Source organism: Streptomyces natalensis ATCC 27448 (genome assembly GCF_000935125.1).
Classification (GTDB): Bacteria; Actinomycetota; Actinomycetes; order Streptomycetales; family Streptomycetaceae; genus Streptomyces; species Streptomyces natalensis.
This window is the reverse complement of sequence record NZ_JRKI01000009.1, coordinates 134436-154556: the sequence shown is the minus strand read 5'-3', so window position 1 is coordinate 154556 and position 20121 is coordinate 134436. Positions and strand designations below refer to the sequence as shown.

Annotated in this window: 21 protein-coding genes, 4 tRNA genes and 1 pseudogene; 12 read left to right on the top strand and 14 right to left on the bottom strand. The window is 69.2% G+C overall.

Annotated features, from left to right (window positions below; genetic code table 11):
* Window positions 1-94: 94 nt before the first annotated feature.
* The 8 genes from SNA_RS39240 (at window position 95) to SNA_RS07365 (ending at window position 6523) form a co-directional block, all read left to right on the top strand.
* Window positions 95-613: a stage II sporulation protein M gene (locus SNA_RS39240; RefSeq protein WP_157879867.1), complete on the top strand. Its 519-nt coding sequence runs from the start codon at window positions 95-97 to the stop codon at window positions 611-613.
* Window positions 610-1236: a YIP1 family protein gene (locus SNA_RS07395; protein ID WP_107070864.1), complete on the top strand. Its 627-nt coding sequence runs from the start codon at window positions 610-612 to the stop codon at window positions 1234-1236. The genes SNA_RS39240 and SNA_RS07395 overlap by 4 nt, the downstream gene beginning before the upstream one ends.
* Window positions 1237-1350: 114 nt before the next feature.
* Entirely contained in the window at window positions 1351-1746 is a 396-nt protein-coding gene (locus SNA_RS07390; protein ID WP_030068835.1) for a hypothetical protein, read from the top strand.
* 151 nt (window positions 1747-1897) lie between these two features.
* Window positions 1898-3457 (top strand): hypothetical protein, encoded by a 1560-nt coding sequence (locus SNA_RS07385; RefSeq protein WP_044363900.1) that lies wholly within the window; start codon window positions 1898-1900, stop codon window positions 3455-3457.
* On the top strand, window positions 3454-4176 hold the full coding sequence (locus tag SNA_RS07380; protein WP_051877443.1) for an ABC transporter ATP-binding protein: 723 nt from the start codon (window positions 3454-3456) through the stop codon (window positions 4174-4176). The genes SNA_RS07385 and SNA_RS07380 overlap by 4 nt, the downstream gene beginning before the upstream one ends.
* The gene (locus SNA_RS07375) at window positions 4173-5177 is read left to right on the top strand and encodes an ABC transporter ATP-binding protein (protein WP_104531927.1); all 1005 of its coding nucleotides are present in this window, start codon (window positions 4173-4175) and stop codon (window positions 5175-5177) included. The genes SNA_RS07380 and SNA_RS07375 overlap by 4 nt, the downstream gene beginning before the upstream one ends.
* On the top strand, window positions 5171-5932 hold the full coding sequence (locus SNA_RS07370; protein WP_030068829.1) for an ABC transporter permease: 762 nt from the start codon (window positions 5171-5173) through the stop codon (window positions 5930-5932). Before SNA_RS07375 ends, SNA_RS07370 begins: the two co-directional genes overlap by 7 nt.
* Window positions 5933-6046: 114 nt before the next feature.
* Window positions 6047-6523, top strand: coding sequence for a hypothetical protein (locus tag SNA_RS07365; protein ID WP_030068828.1), 477 nt, complete (start codon window positions 6047-6049; stop codon window positions 6521-6523).
* Here the strand turns inward: SNA_RS07365 and SNA_RS43665 are convergent.
* The 8 genes and pseudogenes from SNA_RS43665 to SNA_RS07335 form a co-directional block, all read right to left on the bottom strand.
* On the bottom strand, window positions 6489-6770 hold the full coding sequence (locus SNA_RS43665) for a transposase (protein ID WP_338059799.1): 282 nt from the start codon (window positions 6768-6770) through the stop codon (window positions 6489-6491). The two genes, SNA_RS07365 and SNA_RS43665, sit on opposite strands and share 35 nt — an antisense overlap.
* Window positions 6722-7312, bottom strand: a complete 591-nt coding sequence (locus SNA_RS43660; protein WP_241779571.1) for a transposase — start codon at window positions 7310-7312, stop codon at window positions 6722-6724. Before SNA_RS43660 ends, SNA_RS43665 begins: the two co-directional genes overlap by 49 nt.
* A gap of 268 nt (window positions 7313-7580) precedes the next feature.
* Window positions 7581-8051: a pyridoxamine 5'-phosphate oxidase family protein gene (locus SNA_RS07355; protein ID WP_044363898.1), complete on the bottom strand. Its 471-nt coding sequence runs from the start codon at window positions 8049-8051 to the stop codon at window positions 7581-7583.
* A gap of 148 nt (window positions 8052-8199) precedes the next feature.
* Window positions 8200-8668, bottom strand: a pseudogene (locus tag SNA_RS39235) (helix-turn-helix domain-containing protein); the annotation flags it as partial.
* Window positions 8669-8713: 45 nt separating this feature from the next.
* The gene (locus SNA_RS07350) at window positions 8714-9295 is read right to left on the bottom strand and encodes a hypothetical protein (RefSeq protein WP_241779570.1); all 582 of its coding nucleotides are present in this window, start codon (window positions 9293-9295) and stop codon (window positions 8714-8716) included.
* A gap of 98 nt (window positions 9296-9393) precedes the next feature.
* Complete coding sequence (locus SNA_RS07345) at window positions 9394-9804, bottom strand: DUF3995 domain-containing protein (protein WP_241779569.1); 411 nt, start codon at window positions 9802-9804, stop codon at window positions 9394-9396.
* A gap of 667 nt (window positions 9805-10471) precedes the next feature.
* Window positions 10472-10864: an SRPBCC family protein gene (locus tag SNA_RS07340; RefSeq protein WP_030068822.1), complete on the bottom strand. Its 393-nt coding sequence runs from the start codon at window positions 10862-10864 to the stop codon at window positions 10472-10474.
* Between the two features lie 5 nt (window positions 10865-10869).
* Complete coding sequence (locus SNA_RS07335; protein ID WP_030068821.1) at window positions 10870-11472, bottom strand: CGNR zinc finger domain-containing protein; 603 nt, start codon at window positions 11470-11472, stop codon at window positions 10870-10872.
* A 21-nt stretch (window positions 11473-11493) separates the two neighbouring features.
* Between SNA_RS07335 and SNA_RS07330 the strand changes: the two genes are divergently transcribed.
* Complete coding sequence (locus SNA_RS07330) at window positions 11494-11946, top strand: VOC family protein (RefSeq protein WP_030068820.1); 453 nt, start codon at window positions 11494-11496, stop codon at window positions 11944-11946.
* A gap of 1075 nt (window positions 11947-13021) precedes the next feature.
* Here the strand turns inward: SNA_RS07330 and SNA_RS07325 are convergent.
* The 4 genes from SNA_RS07325 to SNA_RS07310 all read right to left on the bottom strand — a co-directional run bounded on the left by SNA_RS07325 (window position 13022) and on the right by SNA_RS07310 (window position 13651).
* Window positions 13022-13098 (bottom strand) — tRNA-Ile (locus SNA_RS07325).
* Window positions 13099-13422: 324 nt separating this feature from the next.
* Window positions 13423-13495, bottom strand: a tRNA-Asn gene (locus tag SNA_RS07320).
* A 5-nt stretch (window positions 13496-13500) separates the two neighbouring features.
* A tRNA-Asn gene (locus SNA_RS07315) sits at window positions 13501-13573 on the bottom strand.
* A 5-nt stretch (window positions 13574-13578) separates the two neighbouring features.
* Window positions 13579-13651, bottom strand: a tRNA-Asn gene (locus tag SNA_RS07310).
* A 264-nt stretch (window positions 13652-13915) separates the two neighbouring features.
* Between SNA_RS07310 and SNA_RS07305 the strand changes: the two genes are divergently transcribed.
* From SNA_RS07305 to SNA_RS07295, 3 genes are all read left to right on the top strand, one after another.
* On the top strand, window positions 13916-14221 hold the full coding sequence (locus tag SNA_RS07305; RefSeq protein ID WP_030068819.1) for a hypothetical protein: 306 nt from the start codon (window positions 13916-13918) through the stop codon (window positions 14219-14221).
* A 183-nt stretch (window positions 14222-14404) separates the two neighbouring features.
* Window positions 14405-15886, top strand: a complete 1482-nt coding sequence (locus tag SNA_RS07300; RefSeq protein WP_044363895.1) for an FGGY family carbohydrate kinase — start codon at window positions 14405-14407, stop codon at window positions 15884-15886.
* Between the two features lie 79 nt (window positions 15887-15965).
* Complete coding sequence (locus tag SNA_RS07295; RefSeq protein ID WP_044363893.1) at window positions 15966-16760, top strand: troponin; 795 nt, start codon at window positions 15966-15968, stop codon at window positions 16758-16760.
* On the opposite strand, the gene SNA_RS07290 is transcribed toward SNA_RS07295, so the two are convergent.
* Entirely contained in the window at window positions 16741-18003 is a 1263-nt protein-coding gene (locus tag SNA_RS07290) for an RNA polymerase sigma factor (protein ID WP_030068815.1), read from the bottom strand. The genes SNA_RS07295 and SNA_RS07290 overlap by 20 nt on opposite strands.
* A 132-nt stretch (window positions 18004-18135) precedes the next feature.
* Window positions 18136-20046 (bottom strand): DNA primase, encoded by a 1911-nt coding sequence (gene dnaG / locus SNA_RS07285; protein WP_044363892.1) that lies wholly within the window; start codon window positions 20044-20046, stop codon window positions 18136-18138.
* Window positions 20047-20121: the final 75 nt, after the last annotated feature.

Here is a 20121-nt window from a genome sequence, read left to right as displayed (position 1 = left end):
GAGGCCCCGGACTCCGGGGCCTCGCAAGAGTCACGCGTCCAGGAATCCCCAGCTGCGCATCCGAGAAATTTGGGAGAGGGCCGTGATGGCCTTTATGGCTTCGATCGCGCGACGCCAACGCCTGACGCTTGTCTGTGGTCAAGTGTTGTGGCTGGGCTGCCTGTTGTGCGGAATTCTCTTCGCCGACCGGACGTCGCAGTCCGTCCATGTTGCGCCCAAACAACCAAGCGTAGGTTTGTTCACAGAAATTCTGGCGAACAATTGCGGGATTGCCGCGGTGGCATTTAGCGGAGTCGTCACTTTCGGACTCGGCGCGGTCCTGGTCTCGCTCTTCGCCGGGCTCAGCAGCGGTCTGTTCATCGCGCACGCCTACGCTCTCGGTGCCGCGCCGTTCGCGCGCACCGTGCTGCCGCACGCGGTGCTGGAACTGCCCGCGTTCGGCGTGGCCATCGCAGCAGGGCTGGTTCCCGCCCTGGCTGCGGCTCGAGCCCTTCTGGCCGGGCGAAAGGTGCAGATCAATCAAAGTCTTGTCGATGCGGCAGCCCTGCTCGGGCTGTCGATGGCCATGCTCGTCGTGGCTGCGTGCGTAGAAACTTGGGTGAGTGCGAGGTGAACTCCGACGTGGCACGAGCCGGTCTGCAAGGCGGTGCCTTCTCGGGCATGGCCCCACAAGGAGAGGCAGCAGCAGAGTCCAACCAGTCGTGGAACACCCCGCGCCGGACGTACCGGCTCCTCATCTTGCTACTCATGCTGGCGATTCCGTTGGTCAACCTCACACTGCTCGGCCAGTACCGCGACGGCGTGGTGCACCGGGTCCCGGACGCGGACGCAGGAGCGGTCAAGGCCGGAGTCGCTGCGGCGTGGCTCTTCGGTTCGGTACTCAACGCCCTTGGCGTACTGTTCATCGTGCTGATCGCGGGAGCGGTCGGCGCCGTCGCGTGTCGACTCGCCGGAAGCCGTGGGTCCTTTGCCGACGACCGGACCTTCCTCGGGCTCGCGGTTACGGGCTTCCTCTTTGGCAAGCTCCTTGTGCTGGTGCTGGGTTCAGTACTGTTCTCCCTGCCCGCCACCGATCACATCGTCGCCGTCCTGGGCGGAGCCGATCCGGCACTGGCTGTACTGGCCGCCGCCTGCGTGTTTGCCGCGCGGCACGCCGCGCAGTTGTCGTGGCCACGGAGCGTGGCTTGCGCCATGGTCCCCACGGCCTTCTACACGGCGGTCTGCCTGATCACCTGACCCTGATCGCCGGACGGCCCACGCCGCGGTACCCCCGCGCGACACTGTCCACGAGATCCCCTCCATGAAAGGAATGCCATGCCGGCCTCTCGCCAGCGGAACCCACGCTCCGCTATGGCCGTTACGGGTGCCCTGTGCGCAGCAGCCGCCCTGCTGGCCGTGGTACGCGGTGTCTGGTACCGCTTGACACGGGACGCCACGAAGACCGCGATCGAGCAGGCTCCGCAGATCACCGACCACGCTCGTGCCGGGGTCCTGCGTACGCAGGACCTGCTGAACTGGGGCTGGTTCGCGGTCGCGGTGCTGTTGGTCGTGCTCGCGGTGCTGGTCGGGTTGGCGTCGTTCGGCACTTGGCTGCTGTTCGGTGTCTCCGCGCTGGTGTGTGTACCCCTGGGCGTCGCGGGTTGGCGGTTTCCTGCGGCGGAGGGGCTGGACGCCGTGGCGCTCGCGTTCATCGGTTGCGTGGTGGTGGCAAGCGCCGTCGCGCTGCTGTGGCGTCGGCCTGTCTGAGCGGCAGGGGCAGAGGATGGAGCGTCAGCCAGGAGTCCAGGCACCGCGCAGGCGGGCCTCGCCCGACCGGCGGTATGCGTGGCGGGCCGGTCTGACCGTGCTCGAGGGAGATCTGCGGCGCCGGCGCAACCGGCTTCCGGGATACCGTGATATGTCGGCCCCCTTGCGGACCTTCGTGCTGGTCGTCGGGGTAAGTGGTCTGCTGTTCGTTGCTGCGCTGCTCTGGGCGATCAGTACCGCCGTGGGGCGGGTCTTTCCGGTGACCGGTTCTGGTGCGTCCACGGTGGCCGGAGTGTGCTGGCCCGTGGTCATGGTGATCGTGATGGCAAACCTGCTTGCGGCGCGGCCTTCCCAGACGCGGATGCTGCTGGAGCCACCGGACCGCAGCCTGCTGATGGCCTGGCGTGTCCCGCCCCGGGCGGTCTCCCTGGCCCGCCTGTGGCTGCCCCAACTCGTAGGTTCCACCGGCGTGTTCCTCTCAGCGGTCCTGGTCGCGGTCCCTTGGCTGTCGGCGTCCGAGGACGGCGCACGTGTGCTGCCTGCCGTCCTGGTGACAGCAGCGGGTACGGCACTGACGGCGGCCCTGTCGCGGGTCTGCGCAACCGCTGCTCTGGCCACGTCCCGCGGTATGCACTCGGTGGGCCGCAGAGTTGCTTGGACGACGGCGGCGGCGTTCACCTTCGGCTATCTCGTCTCGCCCCTCGTGGCGGGCATCCTTCCATCCGCCACGCTGAAGCCGGAGGCGATGTCCGCCTCCTTCCGGCGCACCGCCTCGGACTTCCGTCCAAAGTGGTGGGATGAGCTGTTCCTGCCTGGGCATCTGAGCTGGACATGGGCGGTGTGGTCCGTCTCCGTGGTGGTGCTGGTCGTGCTGGCCTGCGGACTGGTGCGGCGCGCCGAGCGGCACAGTGCACTGCACCCATGCGGCCCGACGGCGCCGAGGGCCACCGTTGGCCGGACCGCTTCGCGCCCCCTCCACGCCACGGGGCTGATCACCGCTGTCGTCATCAAGGACCTGCTGTCGGCGCAACGCCGCCCCACGGCCGTGACCGGCCCGCTGTACCGCGTGTGTGTACTCGGCCTCGGCCTGGCCGCACTCGGCTGCGGTGTACGGCTCCGCTACGGCACTCATCTCCCGTGGTCACTGCCCGCCGACACATGGGGTACCACAGCGGCGGTCGCGATGTACCTCGCCATCTCCGGCATCGTCGCCCAGGTCGCGGGCGTGGAGGCCGAGCACAGGTCCATTGAGATGCTGCGTCAGGCGCCGGTCCCCTTCGGCCGCGTCCTTGTCGGCAAGGTCGCGGCCTGCACCGTCATCGCCGCGCTGCCGGTAGTACCCGGCTACCTCGGGCTGCTGCTCGCCGGCGGTGGACCGATGGTCCCCAGTACGTTCCTGGCGCTTCCGGTCGCGCTGCTCGCCGGAAGCTGCGCGATCGTGGCGACGGCATTCCTCGTACCGCTGCCTGAGAGGTTCGACGACGAGCGGACGAGCCGTTCCGGTGTCGCTGAGACGGTCGAGGGCGTGCTCGCCGCGCTGCTGGCCTCCCCTACCGCGCTCGGCCCTGTGCTCCGCGGCGCGACCGGAGCGCAGGGCGGCACCGCACTTGCGATTGATACCGGAGCCGGCCTCGCCGCCCTACTCGTCATGGGCGTGGGGCTGGGCGCCCTGGCCCGTCGTGACCTGCACTTCAGGAAGGCAACACCGTGATCGACGTCGAATCCGTCACCGTACGCTTCGGCGACCACACCGCCCTGCACGAGGCGCACTTCACCGTCGACGACGGCGAATTCGTCTGCTTGGTGGGCCGCAACGGCTCCGGCAAGACGACCCTACTGCGGTTGCTGGCCGGGCTGTCCGAACCCAGCGCAGGCCGGGTACGCATCGCCGGCCACGCCGCGACCAACCTGGCCGCGCGGACCGTCCGTGGTTTCGTCCAGGCCGAGCCTCCCCTGTACGACTACCTCACGGTCCGCGAGCAGCTGTCCTTCATCTGCCGGCTGCACGGAGCCCCCTTGGCGACCGCCCTGGAGCGGTTGGAGCACACGGTGCTGGCGGACCGCCACGATGCCCTGGTCCGAGAGCTCTCCCTGGGCATGCGCAAACAGCTCGGCCTCGTCGCGGCCACCCTCCACGACCCCGCTCTCGTCCTCATGGACGAGCCGGCCAACGCGCTCGACGCCACGGCCGTCACCACGCTGCGGGAAACGGTGAGGGACTGGCACGCCCAGAAACGGACCGTCGTCCTGTGCACCCATGACCTCGCCTGGGCGGACGACCTCGCCGACCGTCTCCTCGTCCTCCAGCACGGCTGCGTCGTGCACGACGTGCGCCTGGCGGACGAAACCGTCACCACCGCCCTGCGACGCCTGGGCGCCACCGACGCCCTCACTCGCCCGGAGCCAACCACCGCGGAGTCCACCCCATGACTCAGACCACCCCACAAGCCCGTCAGGTGACTCCGACAACTCCGTCCGTCACGGCACCGCCCCCGATGGCCACCACGCCCGACGCTACGGCCGAACCCGCTGTGCACGTCGCGGGCCTGCGACGTACCTATCCCGGCCACACTGGCCTGCACCAGCTCGACCTCACCGTGCCCGCCGGATCGCTCACGGCTCTGATCGGCCCCAACGGCTCCGGCAAGACCACCACGATGCGGCTCCTGCTGGGCCTGGACCAGCCCGAGGCAGGCACGGGCACCGTACTCGGCTCTCCCCTCAACCACCCCGCCCGATACCTTCCCCAGGTGGGCGCTCTCATCGAACAACCCGCCCTCTACCCCCAGCTCACCGGCCGCAAGAACCTCCGCGTCCTGGCCGAACTCGCAGGCCTCGGCGATGACCACATCCACCGCGCCCTGAGCCGGACCGGCATGGAGCAGCAAGCCGACCGCCCGGTTGCTACTTACTCGCTCGGCATGCGCCAGCGACTCGGCATCGCCGTGGCCCTCCTGACCGAACCGCGCCTGCTGATCCTGGACGAGCCCACCAACGGCCTCGACCCGGTCGGCACCGCACAACTACGCGAGCTTCTGCGCAGCCTGACGTCCGACGGCACCACTGTGCTGATATCCAGCCATCAGCTCAACGAACTCGACGCCATCTGCGACCACTTCGTCTTCCTGTACCAGGGCGCCACGCTGTTTCAAGGGGACCGAAACGCCCTTGCCGCCTCCCAGCATTCGTCCATCGAGGCGGCCCCGGAACGGAAGGACCAGCTCACCGCTCTCACCAGCGCCTTCACAGAGGCAGGCTACGACGTCCGACGGCACGAGGACCGCCTGCTGGTCGATACCGCAGCCGAGCACGCGGGCGAGCTGAACCGTACCGCGGCTGCCCACGGCATCACCCTGTCCCACCTCACGGTGCGACGCCCCACGCTCGAAGAAGCCTTCTTTTCCCTCCTCCGTCAGGAATCGCAGTGCTGACCGCCCTCGTACACGCCTACCGCAGCGAACGGGTGAAGACCCTACGCCCCCGCGTACTGATCCCCCTCCTCATCGGTACGGGCGCGGTAGCCGCGATCGCGGCAGCCACCTTGGTCGCTCTCACCGACTCCCCCACGGCAGGAATCAGCGGGCCCCTGAAACCCCTGCAGACGGCCACGTCGTTCATCTGCTTGATCCTCATGGCAGTGGCGGCGAACTCCTTCACAAAGGAGTACCGATACGGCACGTGGCGCAATCTGCTCGTCCGCCTGCCCGACCGGCCCGAGCTCCTCCTGGGGAAGGTGGCCGGGCAGGCAGTACTGGCGGTACTCGTAGCCGCGACCACTTGCCTGGCAACCGTCGCAACGACGTGGATCGCGGCCTGCCTTCGCCATCTGGACACCTCGGCCTGGACGTCTGGTCCGGTATGGCTCGGCAGCGTATCCGTCGCCTTGCGAGTACTGGCGGCGCTGGTCGCCGCCACGGTCTACGGTTCCGCCGCGGGGCTACTGCTACGCAGTACCGGGGCCGCGCTCAGTGTCCTCTTTGTGTGGATCCTGGTGGGCGAGTCCGCCCTGACCGTCTTCGCGGCAGCTCAAGGCTGGGCCGTGTCTGCATGGCTGCCAGGCTCTGCACTCACGCGGCTCGCCTCCGACGCCCACTGGGCTCCGGCCGCCCTCTCCGTCGCCGCCTGGTGCGCAGTGCTCCTGTCCGGAAGTATCTGGTACCTCTCTCGCACGACCAGAGTTACCTAAGAAGGCTTCCGCTTTCCGAACGTGATCGCTGAGTTTTTGCCGACGGGCATGAACTGCGTTCGGTGGCGGGAGAGTTCGGGCGGTTCATGTTCGTGTCGCTCGTGGAGGTGGCGAATGCCGTCGGTGCTCGGTCTGCTGGAGGCCCGGGAGAAGAAGGTCCGTGAGGAAGTCGCCCAGCTGCGGGAGGAGGCCGAACGTGTGCAGGCCGCACTGGACGCCGCCGAATGCGCACTTCAGCGGCTGACCGATGCCCGCGCGACGGTGGCGGAGGTGCTGGCCGAGCCGTTGGCTGAAGAGGTCGGGCAGGCCAGGGCCGTGGTGGCGGGCCGGGTCGTGCCCGAGCGGGCCGAGGGCGTCGGCATCGAGGTACTCGCGCCGGAGTACCAGCAGATCATGCAGGTCCTGGCCGCGCGGGACGCGGCCGGTGGGCTGCGGATCAAGCCGATCGCGCTCGCGCTGGGCTGGGAGATGACGCCGGCCCGGATCGAGGGGGTGCGTTCACGGGTCAGGCGGCTGGCCGCGCGGGGCTGGGCCACCGAGCTGCGGCCGAACGTGTTCACTGCGCCGCCGCCGGTGTCGGCGGCCGACTGAGGAAGGCGTCCCGGCGGCGCCCGGATAGGCGGCCGCTCATCAGCATGGTCATGGACCACAGCACCATCGTCTCGTGCATGGCGGGCAGCGTCTCGTAGTCACGCACCAGGCGACGCGAGCGAACCAGCCAGCTCAGCGTTCGCTCCACCACCCACCTTCGCGGCAGCACCGTGAACCCGCGTGTGTCGTCGGAGCGTTTCACGATCTCAAGAGTGAGCTGGATCTTCTCGGCTGCCCAGTCGACCAGACGCCCGGCATAGCCGCCGTCCGCCCAGACGAGACGGACCGAGAATACAGCGCGCGCAACCGCTCGAGCAGCCCCACCGCCGCATCCCGGTCCTGGACGTCGGCTGCGGTCACCAGCACCACCAGGACCAGCCCGAGACAGTCCGTGACCACGTGGCGCTTGCGGCCTGCCGTCTTCTTCCCGCCGTCCCAGCCCGACGTCGAGCGCGGGATATTCGATGCCGCCCGCACAGACTGCGAATCCATGATCGCTGCTGTCGGGTCCGGCGAGCGCCCTTCCTTCTCCCGTACGCGGTCGCGCAGCCGGTCGTGGAGCTCGGCCAGCAGGCCCGTGATGCACCAGCGGCGGACGAAGGCGTGCACCCGCCGAAACGGTGGGAAGTTCCTGGGCAGGTTCGCCCACTTCACCCCGTTGTCGACCACGTAGCGGGCCGCGTCCATCACCTGCCGGTGGCAGTAGCCCTCCGGACGGCCGCCCCGCCCCTCCAGCCAGGCCGGCACCGGCATTGACGCACGGATGACCTGCCACTCAGCCTCGGTCATGTCGGAGCCATAGCACGGTGTCCGGACCGGACGATCCGCGGCATTTCCGAACCGGTGCGCGAGGCAATCACATGGCGACACGCGGTAGTCGGACGCGGCAGGCGCACTCACGCAAGACTGCGGCAACAGGGACTCCCGGTGCTCGGATGGCTTCGCAACCCCGAATTACCGAGGGATTCTGCCTTCACGCGTCGAAGCTGCCGCGATCACCCGATCAGGAAAACCTCGTTCGAACTGACAACCCGGGTGACCGATCAGCGAAGCCTTCTTAGACCAACCACTTCCCGTCGCGCATCAGGGTCCGTCCGGCCATCTCGGGAACCGTGCCCCACGCCTGCAGCACCTGCGGGGTGACCTGGAAGAAGACGTACGAGGGGTGGTCCTTGCGAGGGTCCCAGCCATCCTTGGCGGCGAAGGCGTCGCCCACCTCGGCCGGGAGCTCCTCTCGGGTCAGCATGCGTGCGGTGCCGTGGACCAGGACCACGTCCCGGCTGTGGCCGAAGCTGAGCCGGATCCGACCCGAGGCACACAGGTTGCGCCCGGTCGGGTTGGTGTCGCGGGTGGACAGCCACACCGCCTCGCCGTCCCACCAGAAGGCCAGCGGAACGAGGCACGGCTCGCCGGTGGCGTCGGCCGTGGCGGCCCATACGTCGTCGTCCCGCGCGAGCCGTTCAAGCGCCTCGCGCTTGCGCTGCTCCGGACTGCGGGGGCCGCTGGGGTGAGAGTCAACTGCCGTCATGCGGGGAGGCTATGGCATGAGGCGCCCGGTCACATCCGGCGGCGGAACTAGGTCGCAAGGCGGAGGGGCGTCCTCGTACCGGGCGTACTCAAATAACCCGACAATGCAGCAGCGGGCGTGCCGGGCGGGACCTTCGATACATGCCTACCTTGCAGTCGTTGCGGTTCCCTGCGAGCGGTCGGCCGACCACGACGACCTCGCAGGTGTCGGCGTCGATGACGACCTGGTGGTTGGTGGAGTACCGATAGTTCTTCGACTGCGCGGCGATGGTGTGGTCGCGGGTGGGGACCAGGTGCCATCCACGATGAGCACAATGTCCTTGGCGAACCTCTTGCGGGGCTGGAGCGCAAGCATCTGCCCGAGGTGGTCGATGATCCGGTCCGCCGTGACTTGGACACCCCGAACAGCGGGGCGAGCTGCCTCGTCGTCAAATTCGTGCACCAGTAAGCCGCTACTAGCAACGCCCGGTCCTCCAGCGGAAGACTCCAAAGCCGGCCCTTGCGGACCGCATCCGCACCCTCGCGCCGCAGAACCGTCACCACTTCCCGAAGGCACGTGGGCTCAACCCGGTGAACGGGGCCATCCCGGACGGCCGACGCCGTGATCACACCAGCCACGTCGAGGTCATCGCATCCACACCGACCTGGCCTGGCCCGCGGGAGTCAGACAGCTCGGCGACGTCGGTAGTAAGCGTAGGTAAGGGCGAGCACGATCGGGCCCCACAGCATCACCGGGCTGATGCACACACGTGCCAAGAGCATCCACCAGCCGTTGCTGAAGGCGACCTCGTGGAAGCCCAGCAGACCGAACCAGGCGAGGGGCATGGGGTCCCACAGTGCGATCAGGCCCAGTCCGCCCAAGGTCGCCGGAATGATTGCGGCGAGCGGCGCGACCCGCCGACTGCCGATCAGCGGCACCCAGTCCGGGACTTTCTCGCCCCACCCGCTGACCAGGCCGGTACAGAGCAGCGCCAGTGCCTCTGTGAGCACGCTCAGCCCGAACACGTAGGCCGGGGCCCACCATTGCATGGACGGTGCCGACGGATCCACCGTTCCCATCGAGAAGTCGAAGGCGAACGGCAGCCGCCACAGGCAGTGCGGCAGGAGGATGAACGGAAGGGCCTTCGCGAGCTGGAGCGCCCAACGCGGAACCGGACGTTCGGTGTCGCCCAGAGAAAGGTGGATCGGCATGACTCCACCATCGCCGAGCCTCGGCGACAGGGCGTCAGCCGCGCGGACGATCACGATCCCCCACATGGGGGAGCCATCCGTTGATCGCATCGGCGGTTGACGGTCAGCAAAGACTCGGAGTCACTCATCGGAGATCAGTTACGGGACAACCCTTAACGCCTGCTCGCGGCTACCGCAACAATTCCACTCAGGACGCCGAGTGCCACACACAACGGTGAGTACAGGAAGGTGTTCAGCCGCTGGAATTCGATGGCGGCTCCGGAGTTCATGAAGTATCCGCCCAGGCCGCGGGCGAGCAGAACGACCGTCAGGCCGTACATGCCCACCAACCGCAGCCAGCCCGGGCCGATCCCCGGGATGGACTCATTGACCATAAGGGTGAGCGCAGCGCCACCGATCAGTGCCAGGCCCACCAGAACGGTGCTCGGTGCCGGCGGCATCTTGTCATCATCGACGCCACCAATCGTCCTGGAAAACGTCACCGCATCGCTCATCGGCCAGGGGGAGAACGCCCAGATGAAGTGCAACAGGCCAATTGCCACGAGGACAATCGTCAACGCCATGGGGACCACAGTGCGGACCATACTCAGTGCTCCAATCCCGTGCCGACGCGTGCGGATCTAGTATGGCAACGACCCCTTCATCGAAGGCAGTTGACCCCTCGCGCGAGACCTATGCGGTCAGAGCACCCGTACGGACACGCTCACGCAAGACTGTGGCAACGGGCCTCCGGAAGCTCGACCTGACTCACATCGCCGAGCTACCAGGAGGTCCTGCCTTCATGCACCGCCCCCGTCGCGAGCACCCGAGCAGTAACCCTGTTCGACCGGCAACTCCACCGATCGGAATGCGGATGGCTTCTAAGTGGTCGCCTCTGGAGGTCCTTCGAGGGTTGATCATGCTGTCAGTGCGACGGAGGATTCTTCCTGACGGTCAGCGGTGTGCCGGTCGAGCCTGGCAAGCAGAACGTTCAGGTCGGAGGTGGTGAACTTCCGCTGGAACGGCTGTGCCGTGGCGTTGTAGCGGTCTTCGAAGGCTCGGAGTCGGTGATGAAGATCCAGGAGCGGTGCTGCCAGGCTTTGAGCGCGCCCTGGGCCGGCGAGCGGCGCAAGGTGGAGGCCGACACGAAGCGGCGATGCCTCGCGGGCCAGCTCCGGGCACGAGCAGCGAGCCAGCGGCACCCCGGTCTCGACGGGTGCCCGGGCCGGTGGGCGTGGGTGGTGTGGCGGGCTACTGGTCGAGGGCAGTGACCACCTTGTCCATGACCTGTTGCCAGTGGGCCCGTTGCCGTTCACGTTCGTCGGCGTTGGCCAGGTGTTCTTGGTGGAACCGCAGCATGGTTCTGTCCCCGTCGGCGGTGGGGCGGAGAGCGACCTGGACGGTGGTGGTGTCGTGGGTGACGCGGATCCGGTCGCCCGGCCGGTAGCCGCGTACTTCGCCCGCCGCGCCGGTGGTCGTCCGGTAGGGGGTGCCGCGCTCGGGGGTGAGGGTGGCACCAGGGCCGAGCCAGAGCGCGAGCCCTTCGGGCCCACTGATGAAGTCCCAGACGACGGACGGGGGGTGGGGCAGGGTGCGGGAGACGCCGATCTGCCAGCCGGCGTCCTTGGTGAGTCCGGTGGGCATCGCGGTCATCCTTCCTCGAAGCGACGGGTGCGCAGGGCGCGGACTTTGTGGCGGTTGCCGCAGTGCTCCATGGAGCACCAGCGGCGACGGCCGGGGCGCGAGGTGTCGACGTAGATCAGGTGGCAGTCCTCGGCCGCGCACACCCGGATACGAGGAGCGAGGGGGCCGGTGAGGAGGTCCACGGCGTCGCGCGCGATGGTGGCGAGCAGCTGGGTGCCATCGCCGGTGCCGGCCCAGTGCCGCGTTCCGTCCGTTTTGATGGCGGGCGCCAGTGGTGCATGCGCGGCCGCGTCGTTGATCACGTCCAGATCGCTGGGCGTGGGCGGTTCGTTGCGGGTGCGGGCGGCGGCTGCCCGGAACAGGGCGTTGCGCAGTCGGCGCGCGTCGGCCACCTCGCCGTCGGTGATCCGTAGGTCGGGGGTTGGGGTGAGGCGTGACCGCTCGGCCCAGGTGGCCAGGTCGGCGGGTTCGTGGAGTACCTCGTACCGACTGAAGGGGCCAGGGCCTCCGGTGGGGAGCAGTTCCAGGCACAGGGCGCCGGGGTCGAACCGGTAGGCGGCGCCGGTGTGGGAGCGCAGTACGAGCCCTCGGTTTGCGGCGGAGTCCATGTAACTAATATAACCGGTTACATGGCTTTGAACTGGAAACTGGTCGTCGACAGCACGAACGCACCCGCCCTCGCGGACTTCTGGGCCGCAGCCCTGCAGTACGAGGTGGAAGACCCCAGCGTGCTCATCGATCAGCTGCTGGCGGCCGGCCACCTAGGCGAGGAAGCAGTCGCCGAGCACCGCGGCCGCAAGACCTTCCGTGGCTACGCGGCCATCCGCCATCCCGAGGATCCGTTCGACCCCATAAGCGGCATCGGCCGCGGGCGACGCCTGCTCTTCCAAGACGTCCCCGACAGCAAGACCGGCAAAAACCGCCTACACCTCGACGTCCACAGCGAGTCCGGCGGCCTCGACGCCCTGGTGACACGGCTGGAGGCCCTAGGCGCGACCCGCGTCTCTGAGGTGAACAAGGGGCCAGCCGGCCACTGGTGGATCATGCAGGACCCGGAAGGCAACGAGTTCTGCGCCGCGTGAGAACCACGCCCCGACCTGATCGACACCGCCCGTCTACCAAAACCGGCCCTGGGGCGCCGATACCTGCCAGTTACCTACCTCCCACCCAGTTCCGCCCATCAACGCCTTCGTTCGACCCGGCAGCCTTGTCGCTCGGTATGCGGATGGCTTCTGAGCCCTTACCAGGCCCTGGACCTCCTCCAACACCCGCTGGCCACCTGGGCCGACACCTGCCCCACCTGCCACCAACGCAATCCAACCCATGGCAGCCCTACGACACCACCTAACAAAGCACTACTAGCTCGGTCAACCAGCATCCAGCGTCGAACACGCACACCGACGCCAGACGACGCATTCCCCAGGTTCGGATATCCGGGTTCACGAGTACGCCGTCTCCGCCGACACGTCCCGGACACCGAACACCGTCTCCAGAGACGCCCTGCCCGCCCGGGTCGCCTCTCCCATGGCCGCGTCGAACCAGCCTCGACCAGCTCGCCCAGGTGCCACTCGAAGACGGTGAGGATCAAGCCGAGCGCCGTCGCGCTGTTGCCGGTCTTGCAGGCGGCCCGGGAGGTCTCCAGTGCGTCGAGTACCGGCTCATACAACTCCAAGGCGGGCCAGCCACCGCTGGTCCGCAGAGGCCGTAGCGCGGGCAGCGGCGAATGCGACCTCGACTCGCTCCAGCCCATCGGGCGGGGACATCAGCGGCACGGCGGCGAAGTCGAGGTTCGTCCCGCCGAGACTGGCGAGGTACCTCCTCCAACAGAGCCATGGCCTTCCCGCGTGGTGCAGATCACCGAATCGACCTAGCACTGCTGTTCCCTCTTGGAGCGACAGGCCCCTGCCACCTCACGACCGGCCCCACGCCCGCCCTCGCGTCCCCTGCACGTCCCCTCGATCTTGGTTCCCGGCACCGTGGCTCACCTTCCAGCACACGGAGGAGCTACCAAAACTGCTGGTCAGACGCTTGTCGCGATCAACCAGGTCGCGCCCGCACACCTCGGGCAGAACCCTTGAGCAGCGGATTTTCTCGTTGAGCCAGAGTTCGCGATCTCTCCGCCGAGGAGGGACGTTTTTGCAGGTCAGAGACCTGCGCTGGTGGGGCGGGTGGGACTCGAACCCACGGCCGACGGATTATGAGTCCGCTGCTCTAACCGGCTGAGCTACCGCCCCCTCACGGCGCGCCGCGCACATTTGTGCGCGCCGTCTGCCGCAGCATAGCCGCTCATACGATCTGCTGCCCGTGTGGGCTGCCGTTGGGCTTCCTTTGGGCTGCCGTCGTGCGACCGTGCATGCCCAAGAGGACTTCGATCACCGGTGGTTCGGTTCCCTCGCGCCGCACATTCGCTTCCGTCGCAGGTCCGCGGCACCGAACGGAGCGCGGAAGGAAGCCACGGAAGACGGGCACAGGACCGACGGGGCGGACAAGCAGGCGCGCACGGCGAACACGAAGACAGACAAGAAAAAGGACCCCTTCCGGGGCCCTCGTTCTCTCTGCTCCCCCGACTGGACTCGAACCAGTAACCCTCCGGTTAACAGCCGAATGCTCTGCCAATTGAGCTACAGGGGACCGAGCTCCCCCGACTGGACTCGAACCAGTAACCCTCCGGTTAACAGCCGAATGCTCTGCCAATTGAGCTACAGGGGACCGAGCTCCCCCGACTGGACTCGAACCAGTAACCTGCCGGTTAACAGCCGGCTGCTCTGCCAATTGAGCTACAGGGGATTGCTCTGTGTGCCTCGAATGCGCCTCCTTCCGGTGCTCCGGACGGCGCGCGCTCGCTGCGACACATACATTAGCGCAAGCAGGGGGGTGCTCCGCCAATCGGTATCCCCGCCGGTGGCCTCGGGTGATCCGCGGTCCTGACGGGTAGGCGGGTGGCACGGCCCGGCGGTCCGGTGCGGGACGGCACCGGACGGGTTCGGACGCCATCGGAGCGCGGCGGCTGCGGCCCTCGCGCACGGGAGCGACGAGAGGGAAGGTGGAGCGATGCGCTACCGGCTCACGTTCATCGCGGGGCTGGCCGTCGGATATGTGCTCGGCACCCGGGCCGGCCGGGAGCGGTACGAGCAGATGCGCAAGGCCGCCCGGCGGATCGCGGAGAACCCCGCCGTCCGCAACACCGCCGAGTCCGCCGTTCTCGGTGGACGCCAGGTCGCCACCCGGGCCTTCGGTGCGGTGTCGGCCAAGGTGAGCGACCGCCTGCCGCCGTCCGTCACGGACCGGGTCCGCTCGCTGCGGGAGCAGCGCACGGGCTACGAGGACGAGGACGAGTGGGGCACCAGCAATACGTGACGCCCCGTAGGTGACGACGGGATACGGCCGGAGCCCGCGGGCCCAGGAGCATCTGGGTCCGCGGGCCCGTACGACGTGGGCGAGGCCAGGGGGAACCGGGGGGCGGGTCCGGGCAAACCCGGCACTCTGCCCCGCACGCCCTCCTTATGCACCCCATCGCCCCATGGGGCAAAATCTTGGACCATGGGGATAGTCGCCGGACTGGACAGTTCGTCCACAAGCACACGGATCGTGGTCTGCGATGCGGACACGGGTGCCGTCATCAGGCAGGGGTATGCACCACACCCCGTCGAGAAGGGTCCGGAGACCGATCCGCAGGCGTGGCTGATGTCGCTGGGCGAGGCCGCGGGAGGCGGGCTGCTGGAGGGCGTCCAGGCGATCGGGGTTTCCGCGCAGCAGCACGGGTTGGTGCCGCTGGATGCGGAGGGGAATCTCGTACGGCCCGCGCTGGTCGGCAACGACAAGCGGGCGCAGTCCGCGGCCGCGGACCTGGTGGACGCGCTCGGCGGGCGCAGCGCATGGGCGCAGGCCGTCGGGACGGTGCCGCAGGCGGCGCATCCGGTGACCAAGCTGCGCTGGCTGGCCCGTACGGAACCGGACAACGCGGCGCGGATCGCGGAGGTCATGCAGCCGCACGACTGGCTGGCCTGGCAGCTGCTGGGGCGGCCCGCGCGACGTACGACGGACCGGGGCGGGGCCTCGACGACGGGTTTCTGGTCGGCGGCGACCGGCTCCTACCGGCCGGATCTGATCGAGCTGGCGCTGGGCCATCAGGTGCGGCTGCCGGAGGTGCTGGGGCCGTCCGGGACGGCCGGGTTCACGCCGGAGGGGCTGCTGATCTCGGCCGGTACGAGCGAGACGATGGCGGCCGCCTTCGGGCTGGGCGCCGTGGAGGGCGACGCGGTGGTGTCGCTCGGCGCCTCGGGGTCCGTCTTCGGGATCCATCACGAGGCGCTGACGGACCCCACCGGGACGATCACCTCGTTCGCGGACGCCACCGGGCGGCATCTGCCCGTGGTGCACACGACCAATGCGGTGCGGGTGCTGCGCGGTACGGCGGAGATGCTCGGCACGGATCTGGCGGGGCTGTCCGAACAGGCGCTGAAGTCGTCGCCCGGTGCGTACGGCATGGTGCTGCTGCCGTATCTGGAGGGTGAACGTACGCCCCATCTGCCGCACACCGCAGGGTCGTTGCACGGTATGCGGCGCGAGAGCATGAAGCCGGAGCATCTGGCGCGGGCGGCCGTGGAGGGCATGCTCTGCGGGCTGGCGGATGCGCTGGATGTGCTGCGCGGGCGGGGCATGACGGTGCGCCGGGTGTTCCTGCTGGGCGCGGCGGCGGAGCTGGGCGCGGTGCAGGCGGCGGCGCCCGGGATCTTCGGGGTGCAGGTCGTGGTGCCGCAGCCGGCCGAGTACGCGGCCCTGGGCGCGGCCCGGCAGGCCGCCTGGGCCTGGGGCGTCGCCCACGGCACCCTCGCCCCGGCCCCCGGCACCGAGCCCGCCCCGGGCGGCGGCTCCCCCTGGATCGACCCGCCCCAGTGGCCGGCGGCCGCCAGCCAGATCTTCGAACCGGGCGAGACCCTGCCCGTCGGCCAGGCGGTCCGCCAGCAGTTCACGGCGGTACGGGACGAGGCCCATCCCGGGGCGTTCCGGCGGGAGGAGTGAGCACGGCCGGACACCCAACCCCCTCTCCTTGCAGGGAAGTTGCTCGCCCGCACTCCTTGACGGCCGCTATCGTCGGGGCATGGATGCTTCGACGACTTCCCTGGTCGTGGCGGTGGTCGGCGTCCTCGGGACCCTGGTGTCCGGGCTCCTCACACACCGCAGCACGCTCCGCTCCAAGGCAGTCGAACTCGCGCACGTAGCCCAGGAGCAGCGCGAGGAGCGGCGCGCCGCGGAGCACCGCGAGCTGATCGAGGCGCGGCGGGTGTCGTATGCGAGCTTCAACCAGAGCCTGCGGCAGTACCACGCGGTGCTGTTCCGTCGTTGTACGGACCTCGGTACGGATCTCGGTACGGATCTCGGTACGGATCTCGGTACGGATCTCGGTACGGATCTCGGTACGGATCTCGGTACGGATCTCGGTACGGATCTCGGTACGGATCTCGGTACGGATCTCGGTACGGATCTCGGTACGGATCTCGCCGGCGGACCCGCCGGCGAAGGGCCTTGGCCGCACTCCCGGCCCCGTCCCGAGGTCGAGGAGGCGCGGCAGGGGCTGCGGGACGTCTACGCCGAGGCGCAGATGGTGGCGTCCGACGGGGTCCTCGCGGCCGGTGGCGGCCTGGTTCATCTGATGTCCAGGATCCAGCGGCTGCTCGACCCGGAGGCGCCGGACCCGGCCGGCCGGGAGGCCCGGCTGACCGAGGCGAGGGACGGGCTGAAGCGCGCCTCGGAGGGGCTCTATGAGGTGCGCCAGACCATGCGGCGGGATCTGGGAATCACGGAACTGCCGATAGAGCGGCCCGAGGGGTACGGGGCGCGAGGAGAGCGGGGACGGCCGGCCCCTCGGACAGTCCCTAATCCAGGTACCCCCTGAGCTGGTCCGCGAAGGCGTGGTCACGGAGTTTGTTGAGGGTTTTGGATTCGATTTGGCGTATGCGTTCGCGGGTGACGCCGAAGAGGCGGCCGATTTCTTCGAGGGTGCGGGGGCGGCCGTCGGCGAGGCCGTAGCGGAGCTGGACGACCTTGCGTTCGCGTTCGCCGAGGGTCGACAGGACGGCGTCGAGGTGTTCGCGGAGCAGGAGGAAGGCGGCGGATTCGACGGGGGAGGCGGCATCGCCGTCCTCGATGAGGTCGCCGAGGGCCACCTCGTCCTCCTCGCCCACGGGGGCGTGCAGGGAGACCGGTTCCTGGGCCAGGCGGAGGACCTCGCTGACGCGTTCCTCGGTGAGGTCGAGGTGACGGGCGACTTCGTCGGGGGTGGGTTCGTAGCCGCGTTCCTGGAGCATCCGGCGCTGGACGCGGACCACACGGTTGATCAGCTCGACGACATGGACCGGGACGCGGATGGTTCTGGCCTGGTCGGCGAGGGCCCGGGACATGGCCTGGCGGATCCACCAGGTCGCGTAGGTGGAGAACTTGTAGCCGCGGGCATAGTCGAATTTCTCGACGGCGCGGATGAGGCCGAGGTTGCCCTCCTGGACGAGGTCGAGCATGGTCAGCCCGCGGCCGACGTAGCGTTTGGCGACGGAGACGACCAGGCGGAGGTTGGCCTCGATCAGGCGGCGTTTGGCCATCCGGCCCAGGACCACCAACTTGTCGAGGTCGTAGGCGAGTTGGGAGTCGATAGGGGAGTCGAGGTCGGGGGTGCCGGTGAGTTTCTCCTCGGCGAACAGGCCGGCCTCGACGTGGCGGGCGAGCTCGACCTCCTCGGCGGCGGTGAGCAGCGGGATGCGGCCGATCTCGCGGAGGTACTGGCGGAAGAGGTCGGCGGAGGGGCCGGCCGCATCGGGGCGGGGTGCGGGGTCGGGGGGATCGGGAGGGTCGGCCGGTTCGGGGAGTTCCTGGGCGGCGGCCTCCCCGGCGAGCGACTCTGCGGCGGGTGCCCCGGACTGCTGTGGCACGGTGACCGGATCCAGGTCCGGTGCCGCGGGGGCCGGCGCGTCGGCGAGGGTCTGGGTCTGCACGGGGGCGACCTCCAGGGTGATCGCTGCGAGGGCGGCAGAAGGGCCGGGTACGGATGCGGCCGAGCCGCCGTCCGTCCCGTACGTCACGAGCGGTTGCGCGGGGGATTCCGGATCAGGGCAACCGGACCCGCCGCGCTCCGAGGACTCAGGCACCGCCCCTCAGTGTGGAGTACGACACACTCCCGCCACGAGGGGCGTGCGGCCACTTTTTGAGTCCGGTCCGTGACCGGATGGCTACCGGGGGGTGCTGTGGGCCCTCTACGGCCTGCCCCGGGGGGGGCGGCCCTAGAGGGCGGCGTAGCCGCGTTCGCGGAGGGACTGGCCGTACTGCTGGAGGATCCAGAGTTCGTTCTGGACGGCGGCGAGGTGGTCGGGGTCGGCGCGGGGGCCCAGGCGTTGGAGGGTGCCGCGGATTTCGGTGACGCGGTGGTTGACGGCGGCCAGCCGGACGGCGACGAGCTGGACGCCGGCGTATGCCTCGTCGGGGTCGCGGCGGGTGTGCAGGGGCTCCACGGCCAGTTCGGTGACCATGGCGCGGACGGTGTCGTCGGGGGCGGCCTCGCGGACGCGGGGGACGTATCCGGGGTCGGCGGCCCCGGCGGTGGCGCCGCCGGCGTCCTCGATGCACTGGCGGACCGTGGCGTAGGGCGGGGCGGTGAACTCGTCGATCCCGTAGGCGTCGAAGGCCGGGGAGACCAGGTCGGGGCGCTGGAGGGCGAGTTTGAGCAGTTCGCGCTCGACGCGGTGGGCGGGGCTGCGGAGGTTGAGGGCGGGACCGCGGGAGCCGGCCGGCTGCGGGGGCGCCTCGGCGGCGGCCGAGGCGCGGTGCGGCGTACGGGGGCGGTCCTGGCCGTCGCGGCCGCGTTCGCGGGCCCAGCGGGCGAGCTGGGACACGCGCTTGACGACGAACTGGGTGTCCAGGATGCCGAGCATGCCGGCCAGCTGGACGGCGGATTCGTGCTGGATGGAGCTGTTCTTGATGTGGGCGACGATGGGCGCGGCTTCGTCGAGGGCGGCGGCGCGGCCGACGGCGGTGTCGAGGTTGTGGCGCGCGACGACGTGCCGGAGGGCGAACTCGAAGAGCGGGGTGCGGGATTCGACCAGCCCGGCGACGGCGTCGTCGCCCTTGGCCAGGCGCAGTTCGCAGGGGTCCATGCCGCCGGGGGTGATGGCGATGGAGGTTTCGGCGGCGAACTTCTGGTCGTCCTCGAAGGCGCGCAGGGCCGCCTTCTGGCCGGCGGCGTCGCCGTCGAAGGTGAAGATGACCTCGGCGTTGGCGTTGTCCATCAGCAGGCGCCGGAGGATCTTGATGTGGCCCTCGCCGAAGGACGTACCGCAGGTGGCGATGGCGGTGGTGACGCCCGCCAGGTGGCAGGCCATGACGTCCGTATAGCCCTCGACGACGACCGCGCGGTTGGTCTTGGCGATCTCCTTCTTGGCGAGGTCGATGCCGTAGAGGACCTGGGACTTGCGGTAGAGGGGGGTCTCGGGGGTGTTGAGGTACTTGGGGCCGTTGTCGTCGTCGCGGAGCTTGCGGGCGCCGAAGCCGACGACCTCGCCGGCGATATCGCGGATGGGCCACATCAGGCGGCCGCGGAAGCGGTCGATGGGGCCGCGGCGGCCCTCCTGGGAGAGGCCGGAGAGGACCAGTTCCTGGTCGCTGAAGCCGCGGCCGCGCAGGAAGCGGGTGAGGTGGTCCCAGCCGGCCGGGCTGTAGCCGACGCCGAAGTGCTGGGCGGCGGACTGGTCGAAGCCGCGCTCGGCGAGGAAGCGGCGGCCGATCTCGGCCTCGGGGCCGTCCAGCTGCTCGATGTAGAACTGGGCGGCGGCCTTGTGGGCCTCCACCAGGCGGGTGCGTTCGCCCTGCTGGCGGCCGGGGGTGTAGCCGCCCTCTTCGTAGCGCAGGGTGATGCCGGCCTGGGCGGCGAGGCGCTCGATGGTCTCGGCGAAGGAGAGGTGGTCGATCTTCATGATGAAGTCGACGGTGTCGCCGCCCTCCTGGCAGCCGAAGCAGTGGTAGAGCCCCTTGGCCGTGCTCACGTGGAAGGAGGGGGACTTCTCGTCGTGGAAGGGGCACAGGCCCTTGAGATTGCCGCCGCCGGCGTTGCGGAGCTGGAGGTACTCGGACACGACGGCGTCGATCGGGACCGCGTCCCGTACCGCCTTCACGTCGTCATCGTTGATCCTGCCTGCCACGCGTGAATTCTACGGTGGGGGTAGGACAGTCCCTGCCGCCCGGCCGGGCCGGTGCGCGTGGCGGCGGGCGTTGTC